24 protein-coding genes and 1 tRNA gene are annotated in these 24,800 nt (G+C 65.8%); 15 read left to right on the top strand and 10 right to left on the bottom strand.

Annotated features, from left to right (window positions below; all coding sequences use genetic code 11):
- Nucleotides 1-19: 19 nt before the first annotated feature.
- Nucleotides 20-1,387 carry a lipopolysaccharide biosynthesis protein gene (locus QOL62_RS09505; RefSeq protein ID WP_103727938.1) on the bottom strand — a complete coding sequence of 456 codons (1,368 nt, stop codon included), beginning with the start codon at nt 1,385-1,387 and terminating at the stop codon, nt 20-22.
- Between the two features lie 166 nt (nt 1,388-1,553).
- On the opposite strand from QOL62_RS09505, the gene QOL62_RS09500 reads away from it, so the two are divergent.
- Complete coding sequence (locus QOL62_RS09500; RefSeq protein WP_283406060.1) at nt 1,554-2,309, top strand: phosphocholine cytidylyltransferase family protein; 756 nt, start codon at nt 1,554-1,556, stop codon at nt 2,307-2,309.
- Nucleotides 2,310-2,339: 30 nt separating this feature from the next.
- On the opposite strand, the gene QOL62_RS09495 is transcribed toward QOL62_RS09500, so the two are convergent.
- Together QOL62_RS09495 and QOL62_RS09490 are read right to left on the bottom strand one after the other, a co-directional pair.
- Nucleotides 2,340-2,768 (bottom strand): HIT family protein, encoded by a 429-nt coding sequence (locus tag QOL62_RS09495; RefSeq protein ID WP_283406059.1) that lies wholly within the window; start codon nt 2,766-2,768, stop codon nt 2,340-2,342.
- Between the two features lie 4 nt (nt 2,769-2,772).
- A complete protein-coding gene (locus tag QOL62_RS09490) occupies nt 2,773-3,909 on the bottom strand; it encodes a CDP-alcohol phosphatidyltransferase family protein (RefSeq protein ID WP_283406058.1) in 1,137 nt (378 codons plus the stop codon).
- Nucleotides 3,910-4,066: 157 nt separating this feature from the next.
- On the opposite strand from QOL62_RS09490, the gene QOL62_RS09485 reads away from it, so the two are divergent.
- Genes QOL62_RS09485 through QOL62_RS09475 form a run of 3 tightly spaced genes read left to right on the top strand, consistent with a single transcriptional unit; the run spans nt 4,067 to nt 6,848 of the window.
- Nucleotides 4,067-5,110, top strand: coding sequence for a diacylglycerol/lipid kinase family protein (locus QOL62_RS09485; RefSeq protein ID WP_283406057.1), 1,044 nt, complete (start codon nt 4,067-4,069; stop codon nt 5,108-5,110).
- A gap of 53 nt (nt 5,111-5,163) precedes the next feature.
- Nucleotides 5,164-6,069, top strand: a complete 906-nt coding sequence (locus tag QOL62_RS09480; protein WP_283406056.1) for a hypothetical protein — start codon at nt 5,164-5,166, stop codon at nt 6,067-6,069.
- On the top strand, nt 6,066-6,848 hold the full coding sequence (locus QOL62_RS09475; protein ID WP_283406055.1) for a nucleotidyltransferase family protein: 783 nt from the start codon (nt 6,066-6,068) through the stop codon (nt 6,846-6,848). The genes QOL62_RS09480 and QOL62_RS09475 overlap by 4 nt, the downstream gene beginning before the upstream one ends.
- A gap of 8 nt (nt 6,849-6,856) precedes the next feature.
- Here QOL62_RS09475 and QOL62_RS09470 read toward each other — a convergent pair whose 3' ends face one another.
- The gene (locus QOL62_RS09470) at nt 6,857-7,375 is read right to left on the bottom strand and encodes a DUF2141 domain-containing protein (protein WP_283406054.1); all 519 of its coding nucleotides are present in this window, start codon (nt 7,373-7,375) and stop codon (nt 6,857-6,859) included.
- A gap of 268 nt (nt 7,376-7,643) precedes the next feature.
- On the opposite strand from QOL62_RS09470, the gene rpe reads away from it, so the two are divergent.
- The 7 genes from rpe to dxs all read left to right on the top strand — a co-directional run bounded on the left by rpe (nt 7,644) and on the right by dxs (nt 15,102).
- Entirely contained in the window at nt 7,644-8,312 is a 669-nt protein-coding gene (gene rpe / locus QOL62_RS09465; protein ID WP_103727932.1) for a ribulose-phosphate 3-epimerase, read from the top strand.
- 92 nt (nt 8,313-8,404) lie between these two features.
- Nucleotides 8,405-10,228 (top strand): heparinase II/III family protein, encoded by a 1,824-nt coding sequence (locus QOL62_RS09460; RefSeq protein WP_369825689.1) that lies wholly within the window; start codon nt 8,405-8,407, stop codon nt 10,226-10,228.
- 110 nt (nt 10,229-10,338) lie between these two features.
- Nucleotides 10,339-11,931 (top strand): bifunctional phosphoribosylaminoimidazolecarboxamide formyltransferase/IMP cyclohydrolase, encoded by a 1,593-nt coding sequence (purH, locus tag QOL62_RS09455; RefSeq protein WP_283406053.1) that lies wholly within the window; start codon nt 10,339-10,341, stop codon nt 11,929-11,931.
- A 34-nt stretch (nt 11,932-11,965) separates the two neighbouring features.
- Nucleotides 11,966-12,166 (top strand): hypothetical protein, encoded by a 201-nt coding sequence (locus tag QOL62_RS09450; RefSeq protein WP_103727929.1) that lies wholly within the window; start codon nt 11,966-11,968, stop codon nt 12,164-12,166.
- 170 nt (nt 12,167-12,336) lie between these two features.
- Nucleotides 12,337-12,486, top strand: a complete 150-nt coding sequence (locus tag QOL62_RS09445; protein WP_199183757.1) for a hypothetical protein — start codon at nt 12,337-12,339, stop codon at nt 12,484-12,486.
- A gap of 47 nt (nt 12,487-12,533) precedes the next feature.
- The gene (locus tag QOL62_RS09440; protein WP_103727928.1) at nt 12,534-12,995 is read left to right on the top strand and encodes a Fur family transcriptional regulator; all 462 of its coding nucleotides are present in this window, start codon (nt 12,534-12,536) and stop codon (nt 12,993-12,995) included.
- Nucleotides 12,996-13,179: 184 nt separating this feature from the next.
- Complete coding sequence (gene dxs, locus QOL62_RS09435) at nt 13,180-15,102, top strand: 1-deoxy-D-xylulose-5-phosphate synthase (RefSeq protein ID WP_283406052.1); 1,923 nt, start codon at nt 13,180-13,182, stop codon at nt 15,100-15,102.
- Between the two features lie 97 nt (nt 15,103-15,199).
- Here dxs and QOL62_RS09430 read toward each other — a convergent pair whose 3' ends face one another.
- Genes QOL62_RS09430 through QOL62_RS09420 form a run of 3 tightly spaced genes read right to left on the bottom strand, consistent with a single transcriptional unit; the run spans nt 15,200 to nt 19,602 of the window.
- Nucleotides 15,200-16,495, bottom strand: a complete 1,296-nt coding sequence (locus QOL62_RS09430) for an amidohydrolase family protein (protein WP_283406051.1) — start codon at nt 16,493-16,495, stop codon at nt 15,200-15,202.
- Nucleotides 16,492-17,886, bottom strand: a complete 1,395-nt coding sequence (locus QOL62_RS09425) for an amidohydrolase (protein WP_379501963.1) — start codon at nt 17,884-17,886, stop codon at nt 16,492-16,494. Before QOL62_RS09425 ends, QOL62_RS09430 begins: the two co-directional genes overlap by 4 nt.
- Before the next feature lie 60 nt (nt 17,887-17,946).
- Nucleotides 17,947-19,602: a peptide MFS transporter gene (locus tag QOL62_RS09420; RefSeq protein ID WP_103727924.1), complete on the bottom strand. Its 1,656-nt coding sequence runs from the start codon at nt 19,600-19,602 to the stop codon at nt 17,947-17,949.
- 305 nt (nt 19,603-19,907) lie between these two features.
- On the opposite strand from QOL62_RS09420, the gene QOL62_RS09415 reads away from it, so the two are divergent.
- The 3 genes from QOL62_RS09415 (at nt 19,908) to QOL62_RS09405 (ending at nt 21,113) form a co-directional block, all read left to right on the top strand.
- Nucleotides 19,908-20,195 (top strand): integration host factor subunit beta, encoded by a 288-nt coding sequence (locus QOL62_RS09415; RefSeq protein ID WP_283406241.1) that lies wholly within the window; start codon nt 19,908-19,910, stop codon nt 20,193-20,195.
- Between the two features lie 67 nt (nt 20,196-20,262).
- A tRNA-Leu gene (locus tag QOL62_RS09410) sits at nt 20,263-20,347 on the top strand.
- A gap of 151 nt (nt 20,348-20,498) precedes the next feature.
- Nucleotides 20,499-21,113, top strand: coding sequence for a PilZ domain-containing protein (locus QOL62_RS09405; protein ID WP_283406050.1), 615 nt, complete (start codon nt 20,499-20,501; stop codon nt 21,111-21,113).
- On the opposite strand, the gene QOL62_RS09400 is transcribed toward QOL62_RS09405, so the two are convergent.
- Both QOL62_RS09400 and QOL62_RS09395 read right to left on the bottom strand, forming a co-directional pair.
- Nucleotides 21,110-22,315 (bottom strand): ABC transporter permease, encoded by a 1,206-nt coding sequence (locus tag QOL62_RS09400; protein ID WP_283406049.1) that lies wholly within the window; start codon nt 22,313-22,315, stop codon nt 21,110-21,112. The two genes, QOL62_RS09405 and QOL62_RS09400, sit on opposite strands and share 4 nt — an antisense overlap.
- Nucleotides 22,312-23,304, bottom strand: coding sequence for an ABC transporter ATP-binding protein (locus QOL62_RS09395; RefSeq protein WP_283406048.1), 993 nt, complete (start codon nt 23,302-23,304; stop codon nt 22,312-22,314). Before QOL62_RS09395 ends, QOL62_RS09400 begins: the two co-directional genes overlap by 4 nt.
- Between QOL62_RS09395 and queG the strand changes: the two genes are divergently transcribed.
- Nucleotides 23,303-24,463, top strand: coding sequence for a tRNA epoxyqueuosine(34) reductase QueG (gene queG / locus QOL62_RS09390; protein ID WP_283406047.1), 1,161 nt, complete (start codon nt 23,303-23,305; stop codon nt 24,461-24,463). The two genes, QOL62_RS09395 and queG, sit on opposite strands and share 2 nt — an antisense overlap.
- Here the strand turns inward: queG and QOL62_RS09385 are convergent.
- Nucleotides 24,447-24,800: oxidoreductase C-terminal domain-containing protein (locus QOL62_RS09385; RefSeq protein WP_283406046.1), on the bottom strand; the 354-nt coding region annotated here is incomplete at its 5' end. The genes queG and QOL62_RS09385 overlap by 17 nt on opposite strands.

The following is a 24,800-nucleotide window of genomic DNA, read 5'->3' as shown; positions in this document are numbered from 1 at the left end:
GTCCCCCTGTCGAGCCGGGTCACTCGGCCGGAGGCAAATCCCCCTCGTCGGCGAGGCCGACCGAAATCCTGCCTGCCTCCACCTGCTTGAGCGTGCGCCAGGCCATGATGCCCATCGCAAGGTAGGACACGGCCCCGGCCACGGCCACGGCCCAGGCCGCGCCGCTCGGCCCGATGGGGATGAACTGCCACAGGCCCACGCCCAGCGCCGCGAGCGCGATGAGCCGCGCGACGAGCGAATGGCGTGCCCGCCCGGTTGAATGCAGCACCGGCTCGAAGGCGACGCTTGCGAGATCGAAGCTTGCGGCGATGGCCAGCGGGATCAGGATCGAGCTACCGCTTTCGAAGTCATCGCCGCCGATCATGGCGAGCAGCGTCTCGCCTGCAAGCATGGCGATCACCACCACCACGACCCCCGCAGCCCCTGCGATCATGCTGGTCTGCATGGCCAGCTTGCGGAACTCTTCGGCCTTGGAAGCAACGCGCACGCGGGCGACTTCAGCATAAACGGAGCGGGTGAGCAGAGTGGAAAGCTTGCTGAGCGCCTGCGAGATCTGGGAGGCGAGGCGGTAAAGGCCCGCAGCCCGCGTCCCCACCCAGCCGCCGACAACCAGCAACGGCCCGTTCTTCATCGCGGCATCGATGGTCGACCCGCCGTAGGTGATGAGGAAGAAGCGCGTCACGCCCGGGTTCTCGTGGATCGCCTGGCGCCATTTCGCGAGGTTGGAGAACCGCAGCGCATCGGGGGCCAGCCGCCGGGCCATGATCCAGTAGAGGATGGCCTCGAGAATATCGATCAGCGCCCAGGCTGCGAGGAACCGCCCGACGCTCGGTCCAGTCAGCCAGATCACCAGCGCGGCAAGAAGCCGGCCACTCGGCACGATCGCCTCTACGTAGACGGCCATGTCGAAGCGGTTGAGCGCCCGCACCAGCCCGGTAGGCGCCGAAACCAGCGCCCATAGCGAACCGACGCAGTACCAGAAGGCGATGTCCACGAAGTCGGGGTTGAGATCGAGGACATGGGCGAAGCCATAGATCAGCACTGCCGCAAGGACGCTGCCCAGCACGGCGCCCAGCGCGTCCAGCATGCCGCACAGCATGCCCAGCCGGCCGAACTTGCCCCATTCCCCATTGTGAACGTGCTCCGACCCGTAGCGCACCACGACGCGCCAGGTCTGAAAGCTCGCAAGCGCGGTCAGCGCCTGCGCGGTGCCGAAGATGAGCGAAAAGTGGCCGAAATCCTTCAGGCCCAGCGTTCGCGTCAGGATGGCAAGATATGCGAGACCACAGATTGCACCGAAGCCCTTGCCGCCGAGCAGCCAGGCCGTGTTCTGGAGAATCCGCCTCAACGGAGATGCGTTCTCCTGGCGGTTACGTTTGGCGGACATTGGCTCGCATTTGAACGAGGGTGCTCTCAGTTGCAAGTGTGTCCCTTGCCGTTTGTGCCTGTGCTCTTGTGCCTAACGCGCGCACGCTCACCCGCAGCGCGCTTTCCCTTTCGGCGCGCAGAGGGTAAGCGCGCGCTTCCCTATCTCTCCACAACGAAGCCGGATCATGATCGAACACGCCATACTTCTCAGCGCCGGGCAGGGCTCGCGCCTTCTGCCCCTGACGGCCGAGCGTCCCAAGTGCATGATCGACTTTTCCGGCCGATCGCTGATCGAATGGCAGATCGAGATGCTGGCCCGCGGCGGCGTGAAGCGGATCGACGTCGTCACCGGCTTCATGACCGACATGCTCGAAGAGCACCTCAACGCCATTCACGATCCGCGCGTGGAGATCACCGTCAGGTTCAACCCGTTCTTCAAGGTCGCGGACAATCTCGGTTCATGCTGGATCGCGCGTGAAGCCATGCGCGGGGATTTCCTGATCCTCAACGGCGACACGCTGGTGTCCGAAGACATCGTGCAGGTCGTCCAGCAGGGCGCCACCGGTCCTGACGGCAAGCCCTGGCCGATCACCGTGACGGTGGACGTGAAGGCGGAGGGCTACGACAGCGACGACATGAAGGTGGAACGCACGTCCGCCGGCCGCCTCATTCATATCGGCAAGACGCTGACCGCCGCGCAGTCGAATGCCGAATCAATCGGCTTTCTCGCCTTCCGGGGCGAAGGGGCAGACCTGTTCCGGGAGACCGTCCGCCAGGCGATGCGCACGCCCGAGGGCGTACAGCACTGGTACCTGAAGGTGATCGATTCCATTGCGCCCTCCGAAAAGGTGGGCACGGTTTCGATCGAGGGGCTGGACTGGGCCGAAGTCGACTTTCTCAACGACATCGAAATCGCCACCAGACTGACCGACACGTGGTGATCGGACGCCCCGGCAAAGCCGGGGCGCTTCTCAAGCGAAGTGGCCTTTCAGCCAGGCGACCAGCGCTTCGAGATCCGCATCGTCGGGCGTAACCGCCTGCCCCAGGTCCGGGACTTTCGGCCAGCCATGGTCGGTGAAGGTACGCCCGTTCCACTCCCGTGTGCCCTCGTAACGGGGAATGACGTGGAAATGGACGTGCGGGTCCACCATCATCAGCATCAGGTAATTGAGCCTGGCGTAACCCACCGCAAGGCCGAGAGCGCGCTCGATGGCGGTCGTGGCAGCCTTCAACTCGGCGTGCGCTTCAGCCGGCAGATCACCGAACGCCGTTGCCTCGCTGCGCGCCGCGAGCACGAGGGAGCCCAGCGTCGGCTGCGCCGGGCGGGCCAGAACCACCCAATGCGGGAATTCGGCAACCGCCGTTTGCGGCCAGCCGAACTTTTCCCAGGTTGCGTTCATCGCCTCAGCCCTCCGCCAGCCAGGAGCGGATCATACCGCCCCGGGCGCGCACGATCCAGGCCTGGACCAGCCGTACTGCATGGATGAGGCAGGAGATGACGGTCCACCACGCGACGGCGATCAGCCCCAGGTCCGGGCGCGAGAACACCATCGCGATGAACAGGATCACCATGTTCGGGTTACGCCGTGCCGTGATGAGGCGGAAGCGGCTGTCGAATCGGCGCCAGACGTGGATGTGCATCGCACCGTTCTGACGCATGAAAATGCCCTCGATCAGGCGCTGCACGACATAACCGCCCTGGATTGCGCCCTGCACCCACCAGAACGTCGCGGTGTCGTAGGCCAGCCCCCAGGCGCCGAGGCCGGTGGCCCAGAACCACCACCAGAACGGAGGGTGGACAAGATCCATGCCGTGATCGAACACGTTGCCCCAGGCCGAAGACGTGATGGTACAGCGCGCCAGCTTGCCGTCCACCGTGTCCAGAACCATGAACACCAGCCCCGTCGCCATGCCGGCCCAGTAGTGGCCGTAAGCGAACAGCACGGTCGCCACCACGCAGAACACGGCCCCTACGGTCGTCACCATGTTGGGCGTCACGCCAAGCCTTGCGCAGATGCGCGTCAGCACCAGCGCCCATTCCGGCCAGAGGTATTTGGTCAGGAGGTCAGTGACGCCTTTATAGGCGCCGAAGTAGCTGGCTCGCTCGATCGGCCGCAGCGTATCGGGCGTCAGCGCCATGAGAAAGGGCGTCTCGCGCTTCCTGAGCTGCTTGTTCTCGATCGTCGGCCCGTCCTCGAAGGCGATGAGCTCCATGCCCGCGCGGTCCTCCAGCGGAACATCGCGGGCCATGGCCTCGGCGATGCGTGCGGTCTGACCGCCATCCGCCGTATGGGCGAGAGCAGGCACGCCGCCCAGGGTCAACACCGTCCCGGGCCGCTCCACGATGTTAGCGAACCAGGCCGGATCCCAGGCGAACCTGGCGTTCGACAGCACCGCCGCGCCCGAAGGGACATCTTCTGTCGGCCTCATGCCGGCCGCGCGGGCTATCCGGCCGACCCGCTGCGCGGGCGAAAGGCCCCAGAGTTTCACAGGATTAGCGCCGATCGTGACGACCGGCAGCACGTTCATATCTTGCTTCATGAATGGGGATTAGAAGCAAGCAGGCGCGCTGACAATCGCCCTGCGCCGGTGCGGGTCTGCACTCGGGCAAGACCCGTCCCGGACCGCAACATAAGTGTAACTTAAATGTGTCACGCCCTATTTGAGGGTGATTTTCCGGACGAGCGACACTAAATGAGTGACCGTGCACGGACACATTCACTCCTTCGAAACGCTGCCGATCTTCGGTGAGCTTGGTAGCCGGGATAATTCCCGCCCTTCCCGCCCTTCCCGTCGCGCCGTTCCGCTGGTGGGTATCGTCCGCAATCCGCGCAGTCATCGCAACAAGGGCGTCTCCCCGGAGATGGCGGACTGTTCCAACATCCTTACCCAGACGCCCCGCACGCGGCAGGAACTGCACTATACCCTGGCCGAGTTCGCGCGGCGTGGCATAGACTATCTCGTGGTGGACGGCGGCGACGGCACCGTGCGCGACGTGCTGTCCGCCGGCGCCGACATCTTCCGCGATGACTGGCCCACCTTCATCGTCCTCCCCAAGGGAAAGACGAACGCGCTGGCCGTTGATCTCGGCCTGCCGAATCACTGGTCCCTGAGCGAAGCCCTTCACGCGGCCAATGGAGGCAAGACCATCTGGCGCCGCCCTTTGCGTATCTCCCCCGCCGATGGATCAACCCAGTGCGTGCAGGGATTCATCCTTGGCACCGGCGCGTTCACCATCGCGACCGAAGCCGGCCAGGAAGCGCACAGGCGCGGCGCATTCAACAGCTTCGCGGTCGGCCTCACCATCCTGTGGGGTGTGATCCAGACGCTGTTCGGCGGCGCCCGCAACGCCTGGCGTGCCTGCGTCCCCACGCGCATCAGCGATCCACACAGCGGCGCCCGCCTGCCCTACCACGGGGACGGCAGTGCGGACGAACGCTACCTCACGATCGCGACCACTTTCGAACGGTTTCCCTTGGGCGCAAGGCCGTTCGGACGTTCGCCCGCGCCGGGCCTGAAGCTTGCCGTCATTGATTCGCCGATCCGCTGGCTGGTGGCGCTGCTGCCTGCCATGATGTTCGGCTTCAATCTGCCCGTCCTGAGCCGCAAGGGCGCGCAGCGCTTCAGCGCAAGAATGGTGGAGATGGACATCGGCGGCCCCTTCATCCTCGATGGCGAGGCGTTCCCGGCCGGTCGCTACATCGTCGAGGAAGGCCCGCAGCTTAGCTTCGTGGTTCCCTGACACGCTCGCCAGAAGGCTTGTAAATGGCCCGGGCCTGTTCGACTTACGCGCGCATGACTGACACGCCTCTTCTCGAAGATCGGATAGCGGCCGCCCTCACCCGTGAGGTCATGCCTGAAGTTCACGCCTTCGCCGAGCGGCTCGGCAACCATGCCGGGGCTCTCGGCGTGGTGTTCTACGGCTCGAACCTGCGTACGGGCTCCCTCGAGGGCGTGCTCGACTTCTATGTGCTGCTTCCCGGTGCGCAGGTAGAGCGGGTGTGGCCGCGGGTCAGCTACCACGAATGGTCCTGCAACGGCGTCCCCCTTCGCGCCAAGGTGGCGACGATGGCGCTGGAGACCTTCCGCTCGGCTGCTGCCGGCGAACGTCTCGACACGACCATCTGGGCCCGGTTCGTGCAGCCAAGCGCCCTTGCCTGGCAGCGCGACGCAGCCGCGGCAGAAGGGATCGCCGCAGCGGTTGCGGGCGCGGCACGCACGGCGGCGCGGCTGGCGGTTGCGCTGGGCCCCGCCTCCGGAACCGCAGAGGATTACTGGCGCGCCTTGTTCCGGGCCACTTACGCCGCCGAGTTCCGTGTCGAGAAAGCCGGCCGGGAGGATTCGATCCTGGCCGTGAACCGCGCGCACTTCGACGGGCTGCTGCCGCTGGCCCTGGAGAGCGCGGGGATACCCTTCACAACCTCGGGACCGACGCTCCATCCGCAGCTTTCAACCGGCCAGCGCGCCCGCACTCTTGCATGGTGGGCCCGGCGCCGGCGTCTCGGGAAGCCTTACAACGTGCTGCGGCTCCTCAAGGCTTCCACCACCTTCGAAGGCGCAGCCCGTTATGCCGCCTGGAAGATCGAGCGGCATACCGGCGTGCCCGTCACCATCACTCCCTGGCGGGAACGGCATCCCGTCCTTGCCGCGCCCGGCGTGCTCTGGCACGTCTGGCGGCGCAAAAAGGCAGGTGCACCATGAACCTTTCTCCCGCTGCAGCCGCTCTGGTGCTGGCCGGCTCCCGGCCCGGCGCTCCCGATCCGGTCGCACAGGCCGAAGGCGTCTCGCACAAGGCGCTTGTCGAGATCGCCGGGCGCCCCATGCTCGCCCACGTGGTAGCTGCCCTGCGCGGTGCCGGTATCGAAAGGGTGGCCGTTTCGGCCAGTGACAGGGAGGTGCGCGATCTGGCGCTGCGGCTCGGTTGCGAGGTTCTTGCCACGGGCTCGGGCCCAAGCGCGAGCGTCGCCATCGCCCTCGATGCGCTGGGAGCGCCGCTCCTGGTGACGACCAGCGACCATGCGCTACTGAAGGCCGAGTGGGTCCGCGACTTCATCGCCGATGCGCCGCAGGAAGCGGATGTGGCGGTCCTTCTTGCCGACAGGGCCGCGATCGAGGCCGCCATGCCGGGCAGCCGGCGCACCTATCTGCGCTTAGCGGATGGTCACTGGTCCGGCTGCAACCTCTTCCTGCTCGCTACGGCGCGGGCCGGTCTTGCCATCGACACGTGGAAGACGGTGGAGGCGGACCGGAAACGCCCGTGGCGCATCGCCGCGCGGCTGGGGCCGGGCATGCTGCTCGGCTACGCGCTTGGCCGGCTTCCGCTGTCGGGAGCCATCGGACGCCTGGGCCGCAGGATCGGCGTGTCTGCAAGCCTTGTCGCGGCCCGGGAGGGGCTTGCCGCCGTCGACGTCGACAAACCGGCAGACCTTGCGGACGCCCGCACCATCCTCGAACGACGGCGGGCAACCGCGAAGGCCTGAACGGCTGCTTACATGTACTTCATCTGGATGCGGATGGACTTGACGCCGTTTCCGACCGGAACGCCCACCTTGGTGTAGCTGGGCTTCCCGAGATTGAAGATGCTGATCGAGGGGTTGTTGGACATGGCACCGCCATCGGTCCGGATATCCGTGCTGCCGTTGCCGTTGACGTCATGGCGGACGGCAATGCCATAAGTGCCGGCAGCGGGGACAGGCACGCAGAAGGTCATCGTGCCGGCACGGGCGGGAGCCTCGACACGGGCAAGCCACTTGCCCTTGGCTAGCCACTCCCCTGCCGTCGCGCGATAGGACTGCACGCGAATCTTTCCGGTCGACGCCTTGATCCCGTCCACCGTGACTAAAAGGGCGGAGCCCCGGTCGGAATGGCAACGCTGCAGGTCATTGCGAATCTCGTTGCGGTACTGCGCCAGCGCAGGCGTCGGACCCAAGAGGCCGGCTATGGCTACCAGGGCAAGCGCCGAAGGTAGCCGCCGCAGCGGAGTAGTCCTGAAATCAGTCTTCGTCATCTCTATCCTGTTCGCGTGGATCCCGGCCGCCCAGCAGACGGTCACGACATGTGCAACCTTTGTCTTGGCTTCTAGTGCCCGAGTTGCCGTGAACACGCTCTGAACCCACTGTTTCGTCGAAGGAAAGCCTCGGCTCGGCGCATCATGGTCGCTTTTGCCCTTCCGTCCGCGATCGTGCAGGATCGCGTGTGGAAAAGGCGTGCAGACGGCTTGTCGGCCCGAGACGGGGTGGCGTATCCCGGGGAAAAGGAGCGTTGGTCACACAGCCATGACAGTCCCCCTGATATCCCCCTCCATCCTCTCCGCCGACTTCGCCCGGCTCGGTGAAGAAGTCCGCGCCATCGACGAGGCCGGAGCCGACTGGATTCACATCGACGTCATGGACGGCCATTTCGTGCCAAACATCACGATCGGACCGGCTGTCGTGAAGGCCCTGCGGCCGCACAGCACCAAGCCCTTCGACGTCCACCTCATGATCTCCCCTGTGGACGCCTACCTGGAAGCTTTCGCGGATGCCGGCGCGGACTACATCACGGTCCACCCTGAAGCAGGGCCGCACGTGCACCGCACGGTGCAGACCATCCGCAACCTCGGCAAGAAGGCCGGCATTTCGCTGAACCCTGCAACCCCGGCCAAGATGCTCGACTACCTGATCGACGAGATCGACCTCGTCCTCATCATGAGCGTCAATCCGGGCTTCGGCGGGCAGAGCTTCATCACCAGCCAGCTGCGCAAGATCGAAGCCGTGCGCAAGATGATCGAGAAGTCGGGTCGGGACATCCGCCTCGAAGTCGATGGCGGCGTCGATGCGCGCACGGCCCCGCTATGCGTGGACGCCGGTGCCGACGTGCTGGTGGCCGGTTCGGCAACCTTCAAGGGCGGCCCGGCGCACTATGCCGCCAACATTCGCACCCTGAAGGGCCTCGACCAGCCGTGACGCTCCGCACCCACCCGCAGCCTGCGACATGGAACCCGGATGCAGCCGGAGCAATTCCTCCGTCACAGGCTGGAGGGGAGGGTGCGACGGACATGGCAGAGATGGCGCTAGGCGAGCGCGGAGCACGTGTTCCTGCTTCACAGGGCTTCGTTCCCGCGATGGAGCGTGTCCAACCCGGTCATGTGGAACCGGGCCGGGCCCTGGCGCTGGTGGATTTCTCCTCTCCCGACGTCGGCATGGGTGATCGCCTGCTGCGCATGGCCTATCGCCTGGGCGTGCCAGGCGCGATGCTGTCCGGATCCATGGGTGCGAAGGGGCGAACGCGGCTCCTGGCCACGGTCAATAACACCCTCCCCGGCAACCGCTTGGCCGGCACCGCCGTTCGCGCCGGGCATTTCCTCGTCCACGGCGCCAAGACGCCGATCGCGCAGATCGACTTTGCCGGCATCGCCCGCATGACGCCCCCGCTCGAGAAGGTGGTTCACTCCTTCTCATGGCTTACGGATCTCGAGGCCTGCGCTCCACGGGAACAGGGCGCTCCTGTCGCAGAGCGCATCCTGGGCGCGTGGCTGCAGGCAAATCCAAAACCTGCCCCAAAACCCGGAAAAGCCCCGGCGTGGAGCGTCGGCAACACCGGCACACGCCTGGCGAACTGGCTTGCTCATGCTCCGCTGATCCTTTCCGGCGAGAAGGCGCTGCGCCTGCGGACGCTGGCACACATCTCCGCGACCGCCCGCTGGCTGGACCGCCATGTGACGAACGCGGAGGATGGGCTGGCCGAGGTGGCCGGCTGGGTGGGCATTGTCGCGGCCGGACTGCTCCTGCCCGATGGACGGGCGCGGCGCCTCTATGGAGAAGCCGGGCTGATCCGGGCTCTGGGCGAACTGATGGGCGACGATGGCGGCGTGCTTTCGCGTAGCCCGCTGGCCCAGATGGAAGCGATTGCGCTGCTGATCCGCCTGCGCAACTGCTATCACGCCACGCGCCGCGACGCTCCACCGGCGGTGGAGCGCGTGCTGGAACTGCTGGTCCCCCCTCTCCTCGCCCTCACGCACGGGGATGGCGGGCTGGGCTCGTGGCAGGGTGGCTGGGCGGTCGACAGCGTGGACGTCGAAGCCCTCATCCACGCGAGCGGAGTACGCGCTCGCCCGCTGCGCGACGTGCGGCAGTGGGGATATCAGCGGGTGTCGGCGAACAAGTCGATCCTGCAGTTCGACACCGCGCCGCCGCCGATGCCTTCGCAGGCGCGTTTCGGCTGCGCTTCGACGCTCGCGTTCGAATTGTCGCACGGCCCGCACCGGCTGGTGGTGAACTGCGGCGGTGCAGCGAGCGGCGGGGGCCTGGTGCCCGTGCGCCTCGAACAGGGGCTGCGCGCTACCGCGGCCCACTCGACGCTGATCCTGGACGATGCGAATTCCACCGCCGTCCTCATCAACGGCATGATCGGCTCGGGCGTTACCGAAGTCGCCGTCGATCGCAAGACGCTGCGACAGGAAACCGGCGCCAACGCCACGCGGCTCGAAGCCAGCCATAACGGCTATGCCTCGCGGTATGGCCTCACGCACCAGCGAATCCTTCTGCTGCGCGACGACGGCACGGAGCTGCGCGGCGAGGATCTCCTGCTGCCCACCGGGAAAAAGGCGAAGCGTGGCAAGGTCGGCTTCGCCATCCGCTTCCACCTGGGTCCGGAGGTCGATGTGAATCTCAGCGCCGATGGACGCGGCGCAGGGCTGTCGCTCCCCGATGGGAGCCACTGGCAGTTCCGTTCGACGAGCGAGGACGGCGAAATCACTGTCGAAGACTCGCTGTGGGTCGATGGGCAAGGCCGACCGCAGGCCACACAGCAGATCGTGATGCAGGGCATGGTCTCGCGCGGCGGCGGAACCTTCGGCTGGCTCATCAAGAAAATGAACTGAGCCGCACACGGCGTCCCGCCATTCGGACAAAGCGCCGCCCGGCCCTTGCCCCCTTCTCCCGCCCGTCCTAATGGCCCGCCCAACGAGACATGCTCCAAGGAAGCCCGCTCATGACCGACGCCGTCCAGATCCGCCGTGCCCTCCTCTCGGTATCAGACAAGACGGGGCTCGCCGAACTCGGCAAGGTCCTGAGCGCGCGGGGCGTCGAACTCGTATCCACCGGCGGCACGGCCAAGGCCCTGCGCGATGCGGGACTGACGGTTAAGGATATCTCCGAGATCACCGGCTTTCCCGAGATGATGGACGGCCGCGTGAAGACGCTGCACCCGATGGTCCACGGCGGCCTGCTCGCTGTCCGCGACAATCCCGAACACGCCGCCGCCATGGCAGAGCACGCGATCGGCGGCATCGATCTCGTGGTGGTCAATCTCTACCCCTTCGAAGCGACCGTCGCGAAGGGCGCCGAGCGGGACGAGATCATCGAGAACATCGACATCGGCGGCCCGTCCATGGTTCGCTCGGCCGCCAAGAACCACGCCTACGTCACCATCGTCACGGACCCGAAGGACTATCCGGGCCTTCTCTCCGAACTGGAAACGACGAACGGCTGCACCACGCCGGGCTTTCGCAAGCTGATGGCGGCGCGCGCCTTCGCCCAGACGGCGGCATACGATTCGATGATCTCGCAGTGGTTCGCCTTCTCCGACCAGGGCCTCGAGTTCCCCGAAATGCTCAGCATCAACGGCCGCCTCGCCACGGAACTGCGCTACGGCGAGAACCCGCACCAGAAGGCCGCGCTCTATACGCCCGTCGGGCCTTTCACCGAGGGCCTGGCACAGGCGGAGCAGGTGCAGGGCAAGGAGTTGTCCTACAACAACTACAACGACGCCGACGCCGCCTTTGAACTCGCGGCCGAGTTCAAGGGCCAGAAGCCGGCCGTCGTGATCGTCAAGCATGCCAATCCCTGCGGCGTCGCACAGGCCGATTCGCTCCTCGACGCCTGGAACGGCGCGCTGGCCTGCGACGACGTCTCCGCCTTCGGCGGCATCGTCGCGGTCAACCAGACGCTCGACGGCCCGACCGCCGAGGCGATCTGCAAGATCTTCACCGAAGTGGTCGTCGCGCCGGACGCCGATGAGGACGCCCGTGAATTCTTCGCCCGCAAGAAGAATCTGCGCCTGCTGCTCACCGGCGAACTGCCCGACCCGCGTCGCGGTGGCCTCACCGTACGTCCGATCACCGGCGGCCTGCTCGTACAGGGCCGCGACAATGGCGCCATCGGCTTTGACGACCTCACGGTCGTGACCAAGCGCGCGCCGACGGATCGCGAACTTGCCGACTGCCTCTTCGCCTGGACCGTCGCCCGCCACGTGAAGTCGAACGCGATCGTCTACGCGAAGGATGGCGTGACGGCAGGCATCGGCGCCGGCCAGATGAACCGGCGCGATTCCTCGCGCATCGCCGCGATGAAGGCTGCCGAAGCCGCCGAGAAGTTCGGTTGGGATGCCCCTCGAACAGTGGGCTCCGCCGTCGCCTCCGACGCCTTCTTCCCGTTCGCGGACGGCCTCCTTGCCGCCGCCGAGGCAGGCGCCACCGCCGTTATCCAGCCAGGCGGCTCAATCCGCGACGACGAGGTCATCGCAGCCGCCGATGAGGCGGGCCTCGCGATGGTCTTCACGGGAATGCGGCACTTCAAGCACTGATGGTCGCAGGTCCGCCAGACGTGTTGCCGCGGCCATGAGTGTCACCGAAATCGGACCTCTCGTTGTCGCCGGCTTCATGGTGGGCCTCATGCTTGCCGCCGTGCTCCTGCGGCTCGGCAAGCTGCGGAGCCCCGGCAGCGCCCTTTCCGCAGCGGCCCTGCCCTTTGGATGCGCCGCTCTGCCGGTCCTGCTCCTCGTTGCCTTCTCCGTGCTGGCGACGGCGTCCTTCGGGTAAGGTTGCCTCAAAGAACTGCCGTTCATCGCAAAAGGGGCGCGTTTCGTCGACGATGGAGGGGTGGGAGGCCGCCGTTCACTGGACGGCAAGCCGTCCCCCCCCAAAGGGGCTCTCGCGCAAACCACCGGCATGGTGCCGGTTCGCACAGGACACATCGAAAGCCGAGCATCATGGGACTCTTCAAGGCCGACTTCTACCGCTACTTCGCTTTCGGCTTTGCCGGTGGCGCGCTACTGGTGCTCGGCACGCTGGGTCTGGGCAACATGTCGCCGCTTTCGAACGATCTGCTTCCGCCGGCGCAGGCCGCCCAGGCGGAGTAATCGCGCCGCCGATTGCGCAGGTGCGCCGAAAGGCCCATATCGGCCCCATGTCGGGTCATCATACACATCATGAACACTCAGGGGACAACCTCGTAGAGGCGGCCCGCCGTGCGCTCGTCGATGCGGGCGAGCAATGGACGGACATGCGTTCCGACGTCTTTTCCGCCCTGATGGAGATGGACCGCCCCGCCTCCGCCTATGACCTGGCGGAGAAGGTGTCGGCCCTTCGGGGCAAGCGCGTGGCGCCGAACAGCGTCTACCGCATCCTTGATCTCTTCGTGCGCACCAATCTTGCTCGCCGCGTGGAAAGCGCGAACGCCTATGTGGCGAACAGCCATCCGGGGTGCCAGCACGACTGCATCTTCCTGATCTGCGACAGCTGCGGCCAAGCCGTGCATATCGACGACGACAAGCTCACCGGCGCTCTCATCGCCGCAGCCCGGACCGCCGGGTTTGCCGACGTGAGGCCGGTGGTTGAGCTGCGGGGCATCTGCGCGCAGTGCAGCTGACACCCCTTCGCTCCCTGGGGAACAACGCCCCCTGACAACGGAGCGATCCTGCCGAGGATCGCACCGCAAGGGGAACGATCGTTGCAGTCCGACCGTTCCTGCTGCACACAGGTCCCCAAGGCGGCGGCGATATTCTCCAAGCCGTCAATCGACACGTACAGCTCAAGGGTGTAAGGGCCCGACGATGAACGCCAACCCGGCCACGCCTTTGCTCGACACGGTTTCGACCCCCGACGATCTGCGCAAGCTCAAGCCTTCGCAGCTCCGCCAGCTGGCGGATGAACTACGCAGCGAAATGATCTCGGCTGTGGGCCAGACAGGCGGTCACCTGGGCTCCGGCCTTGGTGTGGTCGAACTGACGGTGGCGATCCATTACGTCTTCGATACGCCGGTCGACCGGTTGATCTGGGACGTGGGGCATCAGGCCTATCCGCACAAGATCCTTACGGGACGGCGCGACCGGATCCGCACGTTGCGTCAGGGCGGTGGGCTGTCCGGCTTCACCAAGCGTTCGGAAAGCGAATACGACCCGTTCGGAACGGCGCACAGTTCGACCTCGATCTCCGCCGCGCTGGGCTTTGCGATCGGCAGCAAGATCAAGCGTGAGCCGGGGCGCGGCATCGCCGTGATCGGCGATGGCGCGATGAGCGCGGGCATGGCCTACGAAGCCATGAACAATGCTCGCGAGGCAGGCAACCGCCTGATCGTGATCCTCAACGACAACGACATGTCGATCGCCCCGCCCGTCGGTGGCCTTTCGGCCTATCTCGCCCGTCTCGTCTCCTCCGGCCGTTTCCTCGGCCTGCGCGAGCTCGCCCGCAAGTTCGCCCGCCGCCTCCCGCGCCCGCTTCACCAGGCCGCCAAGAAGACGGATGAGTTCGCCCGGGGCATGGCGATGGGGGGCACGTTGTTCGAGGAACTGGGCTTCTACTACGTCGGCCCGATCGACGGTCACGATCTGGAGGCGCTCGTTCCCGTTCTGGAAAACGTGCGCGACGCCGGCGAGGGGCCGATCCTCGTCCATGTCGTGACCCAGAAGGGCAAGGGCTACGCACCGGCCGAGAACGCGGCCGACAAGTACCACGGCGTCCAGAAGTTCGACGTGATTACCGGCGAGCAGGCCAAGGCACCGGCAGGACCGCCGAGCTACACCGGCGTCTTTGCCAAGGCACTTGTCGCCGAGGCCGAACGGGATCCCGCCATCTGCGCGATCACGGCGGCCATGCCCACGGGCACCGGCCTCGACAAGTTCGCCCAGATGTTCCCCGAACGCAGCTTCGACGTCGGCATCGCCGAACAGCACGCGGTAACCTTTGCGGCCGGTCTCGCGGCGCAGGGCATGCGCCCTTTCTGCGCGATCTACTCCACGTTCCTCCAGCGCGCCTTCGACCAGGTCGTTCACGACGTGGCGATCCAGAACCTTCCCGTTCGCTTCGCCATCGACCGCGCCGGCCTTGTCGGCGCGGACGGAGCGACGCACGCGGGTTCGTTCGACATCACTTATCTCGCCACTCTGCCGAACCTTGTGGTCATGGCGGCGGCGGACGAGGCCGAACTCGTCCATATGGTCCACACGGCAGCCAAGTATGACGCCGGGCCGATCGCCTTCCGCTACCCACGCGGCAATGGCGTGGGCGTGGACATGCCGAAGACGCCCCAGCTGCTGGAGATTGGCAAGGGCCGCATCGTGCGCGAAGGCACGAAGGTTGCGCTGCTCTCGCTCGGCACCCGCCTTGGCGAAGCGCTCAAGGCGGCGGATCATCTCGAAGCCAAGGGCCTTTCCACCACGGTGGCGGATCTTCGATTCGCCAAACCGCTCGATACGGATCTCATCCGCAAGCTCATGCTGAGCCACGAAGTGGTGGTCACCATCGAGGAAGGGGCGATCGGCGGTCTCGGCGCGCACGTGCTCACCATGGCCAGCGACGAGGGATTGACGGATGCGGGCCTCAAGATCCGCACGATGCGCCTGCCCGACATCTTCCAGGATCAGGACAAGCCCGAAGCGCAGTACGACGAGGCAGGCCTCAATGCGCCTCAGATCGTTGACACGGTGCTGAAGGCGCTGCGTCACAACAGCGCCGGTGTGAGCGAAGCGCGCGCCTGACAGCGCCGTGAGGCGCGCAGCGGCGGCTTCTCACCCCCTGCTCCCCACGCGTGTCGGCAGAAAGCTGCAGGGGGTCTGAGCCCCCTGCATCCCTTCCTTACCAGTCGTACGCCTTGGGCAGGTAGGCTTCGTCCAGATCCCGGTATCGGGCGCGCAGGCGGCTCTGGCGACTGTTGGCGGGCTGCCTGACACCATCGATCCACACCTCCACCGGAGCGGAAGCCAGCTCCAGCGGATCGCCGTCCCACAGCACGACGTCCCCGACCGCACCCGGCGCAAGAACGCCTGCCTTGCCGCCGAGACCGCTGATCTCGGCCGGGACGGACGTTATCGCGGCCAGTGCCTCACCCCAGCTGAGACCGACGGCGCCCGGCATCTTCGTCAGTGCCACGAGGTTGCCCGCCTGTTGCGGAGCATAGCGCGGCTGGTTGTGCCCGGAGAACATGCCGATCGCGACCTTCACGCCTGCTTTCTTCATGCGCCCGGTGTTGGACATCGTGGCTGCCAACGATTCGAAATTGGCCGGCAGATCGCGCATCGGCATCGTCACGACCGGTACCCCGGCCGCGGCAATCTCGGGAGCGACGAGCCAGCCTTCGGTTGCGCCCACGATAACGAGGTTGAGCTTCGGGAACTCGGTCTTGAGTGCGAGGACACTGCGGATGTCCGCGGCGCGTTCCACACCCACGTAGAGCGGCTGGGTGCCGTCCAGAACCGGGGCCAGGGCCGCCGCGTCCGCACGTGTCAGGAGCACATCGCTTTGCCGCTGCGCCGTGCCGCCAAGACGTGCGGCTTCGGTTGCTTCGCGCAGGGCGTTGCGCAGCGCCGTATAGGCCGCCACGCGGCTGCCGCCGGCAAGGCGCCCCCCGGCCTCGCCCAGTTCCACGTACTGGAAGGCGCGGGGCCGGGTGAGGATCTGTGGATCGGTGCCCAGGTCGATCACCGCACCCTGTCCGGCGAAGATCGACTTGCCATGCACGGGAGCAACGGTGGCGCGGGTCACGCCGCCTTCGCGGCTGACGGCGATATGCTCGCTGGCGGGATTGAGCGCGGGAGCCACGTCCAGCGCGGCGTTGAATGGCGACGCGTCGGCCGAGGTGTCGTTGCTCTCGTCCAGAGCTTCGATGTCCCAGAGGCCAAGGTCGGTCACGGCGGAGAACAGGCCGGGGGTCACCCACTTGCCGGTGCCGTCCACCGTCTCGATGCCGGCGGGGACGGCAATCCCGGCGCCAGCGGCAACGACCCTTCCGCCGCGCACCACAACGGTGCCGTTGTGGAGAGGTTCTGCGCCATCGCCGATCGCGACGGTGGCGTTGGTAATGGCGAAATCCTGCGCGAGGACCGGCGCGGGAGCGGCGGCAAGCAGGGCTGCCAGAAGCAGGCGGCGGCTCATTTCACGTCTCCTTCACCAGGCTGTCCAAGTTCGAAATCGCTGACCGGCTTGCGCTTGGGATCGGCCGCATCGTACATCAGCGCGCCGTCCATCCAGACCTTGTCCGGACGCGAATAGACCGACAGCGGATTCCCGTTCCAAAGCACCACGTCGGCCATCTTTCCGTCTTCAAGGCTACCGGTCTTCTCGCCGATGCCCATCGCCTTCGCCGCGTTGTAGGTGAACCAGCCGACGACCTGTGCATCGGGAATGTCGATGCCGATGCGCCTGCCCGCCGCCTGGGCGCGGGACGCGGCCTGATTGAGCCGCTGGATACCGTTTTCGTCGTCTGAGTGAATCACCACGCAGGCGCCCTGGTTGGCCAGCAGAGCCGCGTTTTCAGGGATGCCGTCGTAGGCTTCCATCTTGAAGCCGTACCAGTCCGCCCAGATCGCCGAGCAGACATCGTTCGCCTTCAGAAGATCGCCGATCTTGTACGCCTCGACCGCGTGGTGGAACGCCGTGACCTTGTAGCCGAACTCCTTGGCCATATCGAGGACCTGCGCCATCTCGTCGGCCCGGTAGCAGTGGTTCTGGACGAGGATCTCGCCCTTCAGGACACCCTCGAGCGTGTCCTTGCCGAGGTTACGTTCGGCGTGGTCACCGTTCATATACTTCTGCGCGTCGATCCACGTCTGGCGATTGACCGCGAAATTGCCCATGCGGGTGGAGGGTTCCTGTCCCTTGCCGCCGTAGACACGCTTCGGATTCTCACCGCAGGCCATCTTGAGCGAGTAAGGCGCGCCGGGAAACTTCATGCCCTGAACGGTGCGGCTCGGCACGTTGCGCAGGGTCACCGCGCGACCGCCCATCAGGTTGGCCGACCCCGGAAGGATCTGCAGGGTCGTGACGCCGCCGTTCACCAGCGCCCGGCTGAAGCCCGGGTCCTGCGGCCAGACCGAATGCTCCGCCCATACGTGCGGCGTGACGGGCTTCGTCATCTCGTTCCCGTCCGACAGCGCATCGATCGCAGGGCTGGGATAGACCCCAAGATGCGAATGGATGTCGATGACACCTGGCGTCACGAACTTGCCCGCCGCGTCGACGCGATCGTACCCGTCCGGCACGGCAAGATCCGCCCCGCCGACAGCCACGACCTTGCCGTCCCTGAAAAGTACCACACCATTGTCGATCCGGCCTCCGCGGCCGTCATAGACCACTGCACCCACCAGGGCGGTGGGTCGGCCGGGATAGGGCTTGTACGTCGAGGCGTACGGCGCTTCGGCAGACGCCGCCTTGCGGTCCTTCTTCCTGGCGTCAGCCGGCTGTGCCGTGAGTGCCAGCGTTGCTCCAAGCATGAGGCTGCACGTCAGCCCCCGGCCCAGTCCTTGCTTCCTAGGCGATACCCTCATCGATGAATTCCCCTGTTCTAAAAAAAGAACGGCCCGGGATCGCTCCCGGGCCGCTCTGGATCACTTTGTCCTGGTCGTCGGGTGAACGCCCGCCTCCTGGGCTTCGAGTCCGACGGTGGACCGCCCTTCCAGATCGTCGTCGCTCACGCGGTCATCCAGCGTGTCGAGGTGCATCCAGCGCCGCACGATAGGCGACACCGCCAGCACCACGACGCCAGCGGCAACGGTGACCCAGCCGATCTTGCTGTAGATCGACAGCGTCACGGCCTTGTCCATGATCCCGCTCTCACCACCTGTGGCTTCGCCGATCTTGCCCGCCACGAAGTTGCCCACTGCGGTCATGTAGAACCATGCGCCCATGATAAAGCTGCCGAGATGCAGCGGCGACAGCCGCGTCATGGCCGAAAGCCCCACCGGGGAGAGACACAGTTCGCCTGTCGTGTGCAGCATGTAGATAAGGAACACGAAGATGACCGGCGTCAGCGCGGCGGGATCGCCCGATCCTGCGCCCCACGAAAAGACGAGGAAGCCCAGTCCCACTTGTGCGAGCGCCAGCGCGAACTTGGCCGGCGCACTCGGCTCCAGGCCCTTCTTGCCCAGCCATGCCCACAGGCCCGCGAAGAGGGGGCCGAAGAGCACGATGTAGATGGGATTAATCGACTGGAACAGGCTGGTCGGCACGCCGCCGCGATCCACGAACTTGTCCGTGTAGAGGCTGAGGCTGCCGCCCGCCTGTTCGAACAGGCCCCAGAACAGCGGGTTGAGGGCGATCAGGAACAGGATCGCGAACATGCGCTCACGCGGTTCCTTGGGCAGCTTGAACGCTTCGTAAAGCGTGTAGAGCAGCATCGCGATGCCTGAGATCACCAGCAGGGTCTGGATGACGTCGACGTACTGGATCAGGAACCAGATCACCGCAACCGACGCCGCACCGACGCCGTAAAGAACGAATTCGTGGTTCCGGCTCAGAACCTTGGGCGGCTCGCCCTTGCCCCTGAGCGCCGGCTTGCCGACGACGAATATGACGAGGCCCAGAACCATGCCGATGCCTGCCAGGCCGAAGCCCCACGACCAGCCAATCGTCTCGCCCAGGTAGCCGACCAGGATCGTGCCCAGTGCCGCGCCCGTGTTCACGCCCATGTAGAAGATCGTGTACGCGGCATCACGGCGCGTATCGGTCATCTTGTAGAGCTGCCCGACGATCACCGAGATGTTCGCTTTCAGGAAGCCGGAGCCCACGATGATGAGCGCCAGCGCGAGCCAGAACACGTCGATCGCCGGATCCGCCTGCTTCACGGCCGGATCGGTCACGCCCTGAAGGCCTTCGTACGCCATGAACAGGTGGCCCAGCGCCAGCACCAGTCCGCCGAACAGGACGGCCTTGCGCTGCCCCAGCCAACGGTCGGCGAGATAGCCGCCAAGGACCGGAGTGATGTAGACCAGGCTGGTGTAGGCTCCATAGATCAGGTTCGATGAGCCGTCCGAAAACAGCCAGAACTTGGTGAGATAGAGGATCAACAACGCCCGCATGCCATAGTAGGAGAAGCGCTCCCACATTTCGGCGTAGAAGAGGACGAAGAGACCACGGGGATGCCCCACGAACTCCTCGCTCTTGCGCGTCGCGATCACGCCGCCAATGGCGAGCACGGCGAAGAGGAACACGGCGCCGATCGCGGCGATCCAGTCCCCTTCATTCCAAAGTGCAATATCCTTCATGGTGCTGGTGCCTTCGCGCCCTGTCTTGTCTGATTATAAGATGCGGCCAACCGGCCGCGTATGAAAGCGATCGACGTTAGCGCGCAATGCGACGGTGTAAATGGCAGGAGCGTGTCCGCAGACGGTGTTTTGACCCAGCAGATACTGACTTTCCCGCAGGTGGTGCGAAGGCATTGCGCGAAGTGGCGCCCGGTGGCATTTTCCAGCGCGGTCGGGGAGAGGCCACGAAATATCTGTTTAAGCGCGCGGAAGGAAAAAATTTCCTTCGCGCATTTTTTCAAGATTCTATTGCCGGGAAAACAGCGATGATCAGGTCGGAATTGCTACAGATTCTCGCCAAAGAGAACCCCGAACTGCGCGCCGAGGATGTCGAGCGCGCCGTCGACACGTTCTTCGAGGAAATCAGTCGCCGCCTCGCGGACGGCGGCCGCGTGGAGCTGCGCGGCTTCGGTGCGTTCTCGACGCGGCAGCGGGACGGCCGAAAGGGTCGCAACCCCCGCACTGGGGAAAGTGTCGAAGTGCCGGAAAAGCGAGTACCTTACTTCAAGCCCGGCAAGGAGATGCGCGTTCGCCTGAACGACAGCGCCGAGTAGCGCCCCTTTCAAGGATCATTGCACCGCCGCCCCGGCGCAGGTAGAGGCGGCTTTCCGGTCGCTGTGTGCGGGCGTGGCGGAATGGTAGACGCTGCGGACTTAAAATCCGCTTGGGTATCCCAGTGCGGGTTCGAGTCCCGCCGCCCGCACCAGACCGATGCGGCCAGTACTTGCCGCCGGGCGCGCAGTTGAATTACATAAATGATCTCATTTACAATTGCGCACCAAGAAAAAGAAATAGATGGTGTCCTGACGCAAGACGTTCGTGTGAAGGCGGCGCGTCCAGGATGAGGCACTACTGACATGATTTCACCCGAAAGCCTGTCCCCAAGGCCCCAGACCTATGAGGAGCAGCGCGCCAGCCCGCGTTTTGCTCTGCTGCTGCGGGCTGCGAAGCTCATCGGGAACTACGGTGAATACCTATCCATCGTGCGCGACGTTTCGGAAACGGGCGTAAGGCTGCGGCTCTTCCACTCTCTCGCGGCTGAACGGCGGCTCTACCTTGAAAGCGTGGCCGGCCATCGCCTCGGCGTGGAAAAGGTGTGGGAGAATGCCGGTGAAGCCGGCTTCCGCTTCGACGCTCCAATCGACGTCCAGCGGTTCATCGCCGAAGCTGGCCCTTACCCCAAGCGCCCCATCCGCATCAAAGTCACGGAAGAGGCCTGCATCGTCGTCAACGGCGAAAAGTCCGCGGCTCACGTTCGCGATATCTCCCGGCAGGGCGCCTGCATCGAGACAAACCGTCACCTGGCAATCGGACAGCATCTGCGCATCGAAGGAGTCGTGCTCCCCGAATTCGAAGCGACGGTCTGCTGGCGAAAGCACCCGGACTATGGCCTGGTCTTCCGCCAACTGATGAGCCTTGAGGAACTGGCCGTCTGCGCCTTCAAGATGCAGCCGGACGTGCCCTTCGTCTAGGCACGGGCGCGCCGCCACCAGGGGCGGCCGCCACCCTGCGGACCGGATTTCATCGCCCGCTTGCGGAACAGTGTTGCTCCGCCCTTCACCAGCAGAAAGACCCATAGCGTCTGCCAGGCCAGGGCGGCAACGTGGGGTAGGAGCGCCGGCTCCTGCGCTGCCCGCGCCAGCATGGCGAAAGGCGAACTGAACGGCAGTACCGCGGCCAGTATCTCCACAGGGCTGCCCGGCTGAGTCATGGCGTAGGTGGCGAAGAAGAACAGCATGAGCTGCATCATCGTCACCGGCATGGACAGCGTCTGAACCTCGCGCACCGTGTTCGCCAGCGACCCGATCGACAGGAACACGGACCCCAGCAGCAGGTAGGCCATTGCGAAGTAGACGACGCCAAGGCCGACGAGCATGGGCCAGCCCACGGCAGGTTCCGGCAACGGAAGCGTCGCGCTGGCGGCCATCAGCACCGGAGCGCCCACCGCCGCCCAGACCGCGATGCCGACCAGCGAAACACCCAGCATCGCAAACAGCTTGCCGAAGAAGACCGATTCCATGGGAATGGCCGCCGCCAGCACCTCTATGATCTTGTTCCCCTTCTCCTCGACCAGGTTCGACAGAACCATGCCTGCAAGCATCATCGTAAGGAGGAAAAGCAGCGTCTGCGCCCCTTGCGCCGTCTTCAGGCGGGACCGCCGATCGGTCGGCCGCGCGTCTCCCTTCGGCTCAAGCCGGACACGGGGCCAGGAACGGAGCGAATCCTCCCGCGCCTGAGCGGCGATCATTGCCACGTCGCCGCTCCACCCCTCGATCTGGGCGGAAGGGCCCGAGAGCACGGGCGCCGCCGGGCTGCCGGACAGGACCGCGCCGGCGCCGCCGCGCGTTGCCGAGGCCTCGTCCGCCGCCACCGCGAGGCGAGGCAACCCCTCCCCCAGGCGATCGGCCAAAGCATCTCGCGCCTGGACCATCGCACGGGCGTCCCCCTCCTGCATGACCACGGCAATGCTCGGCCCCGCGCCGCTCTCCGCAACTCGGTTGCCGACACTCCCGGCAAGAACGCCCACGATCACTGGAAACAGCGGGCCGAGGAGGAAGAAGAAAAACGTGCGCGAGAACAGGATTGCGGTGAAGTCCCGCCGCGCGACGACCCAGGCAGCCGCCAGCATCGACAGGCGGCCGCGATGCGCAGCAATCGGCGAATCAGGAGTCATCGGTGGGGTTCCTCGGGCTTCTCGTCCTTGAGTGCGCGTGCCGCAGCCTCTCCCGCGATCGCGACGAAGGCGTCGTGCAATCCCGCGCGCTCGATCGACAGTGACAGGATGCCGGCCTCTCCCGCGATCAGCGCCCGCAAAAGCGGTTCGATGCCGCCTTCGGGCAGGGTGAAATGCCAGAACCGGCCGTCCCGCCGCGCGTCCGGCGGCAGGGCTGAACGCCAGGCGCCGTCCTGCGCCCTCGTCTCGAGCCTGACCTGCGCAGGGATCCAGTCCCTCGCCTCGTCAACAGGACCTGCGAAGGGCACTCGCCCTCCGGCGATGATGGCCACTTCGTCGCACAGGCGCTCGGCATGGGCGATGACGTGAGTGGAGAAGATCACCGTCGTCCCTTCCGCCGCGAGCCCGCGCATCATGGCTTCCAACTTCCCCTGGTTCAGAGCGTCCAGTCCGGAAAACGGCTCATCGAAGATGACCAGACGAGGCCGGTGCACGATCGTGCCCAGTATCTGCACCTGCTGCGCCATGCCCTTCGACAATTGCCGGATCTGCCGGTCCGCAGCGTACCCGAGGCCATGACGTTCCAGCAATTCGCCTGCCCGCCTGCGCCCCTCCTGCAACGGCAGGCCCCGCAACGCGCCAAGGAAGGCGATGGCGTCCGTGGCCTTCATAGAAGGATAGAGCCCTCTCTCTTCGGGCAAGTAGCCGATGGCGTGAGCCACATCGTGTGGCCGTTCGGCGCCGAGTATCCGGCGGTAGCCCGAATCGGGCTCTATGATGCCCAGCAGCATCCGCAGGGTCGTGGTCTTGCCGGCACCGTTAGGCCCAAGGATGCCGTAGACAGAGCCCTGGGGCACCGAAAGATCGACACCGTCAACGGCGGTGGTACGGTCGAACCGCTTCACCAGCGCGCGCGCTTCGATCGCGATCGGGCGTTCGTCGCTTCGCGCATTGCCGGTCAACCCGGGATCTCCTACTTGCGCATCCATGAGGCCCTCTGGCTCCAGTTCCTATGACGACGATGATGCAGACCGGGTTAAGGACGGGATAACCGCTTTCAGCCAGTCTGTAGAGGATCAAGCGCGCGCGCTCGGTTTTTGTGCCTTTGGAATTACATCCGCAAGGCCTGACCCGGCTCGTACCGCGCGCCTTGACCAGTGGCTTGCCGAAGGCATGCACGGGACGATGACCTGGATGGAGGAGCGCGCGCATCACCGCCGCAGCCCTGAAGGGCTCTGGCCCGAGGCGCGCAGCGTGATCGCTCTCGGCATGAGCTATGCCCCCGCCAGCGACCCGCTGCGCCTGGCTGACGAGAATGGCATCGGCCGCATTTCAACCTACGCGCAGGGCGCCGATTACCACGATACCGTCAAGAAGGCGCTGAAGCATCTCGCGCGCTGGATCGTGTCGGAGGGCGAGCGGCAGGGCCTGGGCCCGGTTGGCGTGAAGGTCTTCACCGACACCGCGCCCGTGATGGAGAAGCCGCTTGCTGCCGCTGCCGGGCTGGGGTGGCAGGGCAAGCACACCAATATGGTGAGCCGGGAGCACGGCTCGTGGCTGTTCCTGGGCGAGATCTACACCACGCTGGACCTGCCGCCGTCCCCGCCGGGTCGGGACCGTTGCGGCTCGTGCCGCGCCTGCCAGGACGCCTGCCCGACCGACGCCTTCCCTGCGCCTTATCGGCTCGATGCCCGCCGCTGCGTCAGCTACCTGACCATCGAACACAAGGGCCCGGTGCCCGAAGACCTGCGCGAAGGGCTGGGAAACCGCATCTATGGCTGCGACGACTGTCTGGCGGTGTGCCCGTGGAACAAGTTCGCCGCCACGGCGCGCCGGATGAAGGCGTTCCTCCCACGCGCCGAGCTGACCGCACCTGACCTCGCCGATCTTCTGACGCTGGACGACACCGGCTTTCGCGCCTTGTTCTCAGGCAGCCCCATCAAGCGGATCGGGCGCGACAGGTTTGTCAGGAATTGTCTTTACGCCGCCGGCAACAGCGGCCGTTCAGCGCTGCTTGGGCAGGTCGAGGCCCTGCTGGGTGACCCGGATCCGGGGGTTGCCGACGCGGCGCGCTGGGCCTGCGACCGTCTGCGCTCCTCCCCACCGTCAGCGGACGATGGGGAGGCCAGGGTCAGACGAGTTCCTTGAGCGGAGTGGCCGCGTCGGCCAGGCGCTCAAGGTCAGGCCGCGCGCCCGCTTCGACGAGCTTGCGGCCCTGGACGTAATCCTTGACCATGTTCACGCAGTCCAGCGCCAGCACCTTGCCGTCCCTGAGGTAGACCACCGAGAAGCTGCGCGCGCTCACGTCGCCGCGGACGACAGTCTGGTCGAAGCCCATGTTGATGCCGGCGGTCTGCAGGCGCAGGTCATACTGGTTCGACCAGAACCACGGGAACGCCTTGTACGGCTTCTCGTCGCCGCAGATGCCCTTCGCCACACAGGTCGCCATGTCGTTGGCGTTCTGCACCGATTCCACCCGCATCAC

The organism is Novosphingobium panipatense (genome assembly GCF_900182875.1).
In the GTDB taxonomy this organism is placed as follows: Bacteria; Pseudomonadota; Alphaproteobacteria; order Sphingomonadales; family Sphingomonadaceae; genus Novosphingobium; species Novosphingobium panipatense.
The sequence above is the reverse complement of the archived record's forward strand: the minus strand, read 5'-3'. Positions and strand labels throughout refer to the sequence as shown.

What these genes read in the sequence shown, in the direction of transcription:
- QOL62_RS09505 (WP_103727938.1), bottom strand. Translation starts at nt 1,387, where the DNA reads ATGTCCGCCAAACGTAACCGCCAGGAGAACGCATCTCCGTTGAGGCGG.
- QOL62_RS09500 (WP_283406060.1), top strand. Translation starts at nt 1,554, where the DNA reads ATGATCGAACACGCCATACTTCTCAGCGCCGGGCAGGGCTCGCGCCTT.
- QOL62_RS09495 (WP_283406059.1), bottom strand. Translation starts at nt 2,768, where the DNA reads ATGAACGCAACCTGGGAAAAGTTCGGCTGGCCGCAAACGGCGGTTGCC.
- QOL62_RS09490 (WP_283406058.1), bottom strand. Translation starts at nt 3,909, where the DNA reads ATGAAGCAAGATATGAACGTGCTGCCGGTCGTCACGATCGGCGCTAAT.
- QOL62_RS09480 (WP_283406056.1), top strand. Translation starts at nt 5,164, where the DNA reads ATGACTGACACGCCTCTTCTCGAAGATCGGATAGCGGCCGCCCTCACC.
- QOL62_RS09475 (WP_283406055.1), top strand. Translation starts at nt 6,066, where the DNA reads ATGAACCTTTCTCCCGCTGCAGCCGCTCTGGTGCTGGCCGGCTCCCGG.
- QOL62_RS09470 (WP_283406054.1), bottom strand. Translation starts at nt 7,375, where the DNA reads ATGACGAAGACTGATTTCAGGACTACTCCGCTGCGGCGGCTACCTTCG.
- rpe (WP_103727932.1), top strand. Translation starts at nt 7,644, where the DNA reads ATGACAGTCCCCCTGATATCCCCCTCCATCCTCTCCGCCGACTTCGCC.
- QOL62_RS09460 (WP_369825689.1), top strand. Translation starts at nt 8,405, where the DNA reads ATGGCAGAGATGGCGCTAGGCGAGCGCGGAGCACGTGTTCCTGCTTCA.
- purH (WP_283406053.1), top strand. Translation starts at nt 10,339, where the DNA reads ATGACCGACGCCGTCCAGATCCGCCGTGCCCTCCTCTCGGTATCAGAC.
- QOL62_RS09450 (WP_103727929.1), top strand. Translation starts at nt 11,966, where the DNA reads ATGAGTGTCACCGAAATCGGACCTCTCGTTGTCGCCGGCTTCATGGTG.
- QOL62_RS09445 (WP_199183757.1), top strand. Translation starts at nt 12,337, where the DNA reads ATGGGACTCTTCAAGGCCGACTTCTACCGCTACTTCGCTTTCGGCTTT.
- QOL62_RS09440 (WP_103727928.1), top strand. Translation starts at nt 12,534, where the DNA reads ATGTCGGGTCATCATACACATCATGAACACTCAGGGGACAACCTCGTA.
- dxs (WP_283406052.1), top strand. Translation starts at nt 13,180, where the DNA reads ATGAACGCCAACCCGGCCACGCCTTTGCTCGACACGGTTTCGACCCCC.
- QOL62_RS09430 (WP_283406051.1), bottom strand. Translation starts at nt 16,495, where the DNA reads ATGAGCCGCCGCCTGCTTCTGGCAGCCCTGCTTGCCGCCGCTCCCGCG.
- QOL62_RS09425 (WP_379501963.1), bottom strand. Translation starts at nt 17,886, where the DNA reads ATGAGGGTATCGCCTAGGAAGCAAGGACTGGGCCGGGGGCTGACGTGC.
- QOL62_RS09420 (WP_103727924.1), bottom strand. Translation starts at nt 19,602, where the DNA reads ATGAAGGATATTGCACTTTGGAATGAAGGGGACTGGATCGCCGCGATC.
- QOL62_RS09415 (WP_283406241.1), top strand. Translation starts at nt 19,908, where the DNA reads ATGATCAGGTCGGAATTGCTACAGATTCTCGCCAAAGAGAACCCCGAA.
- QOL62_RS09405 (WP_283406050.1), top strand. Translation starts at nt 20,499, where the DNA reads ATGATTTCACCCGAAAGCCTGTCCCCAAGGCCCCAGACCTATGAGGAG.
- QOL62_RS09400 (WP_283406049.1), bottom strand. Translation starts at nt 22,315, where the DNA reads ATGACTCCTGATTCGCCGATTGCTGCGCATCGCGGCCGCCTGTCGATG.
- queG (WP_283406047.1), top strand. Translation starts at nt 23,303, where the DNA reads ATGAGGCCCTCTGGCTCCAGTTCCTATGACGACGATGATGCAGACCGG.
- QOL62_RS09395 (WP_283406048.1), bottom strand. Translation starts at nt 23,304, where the DNA reads ATGGATGCGCAAGTAGGAGATCCCGGGTTGACCGGCAATGCGCGAAGC.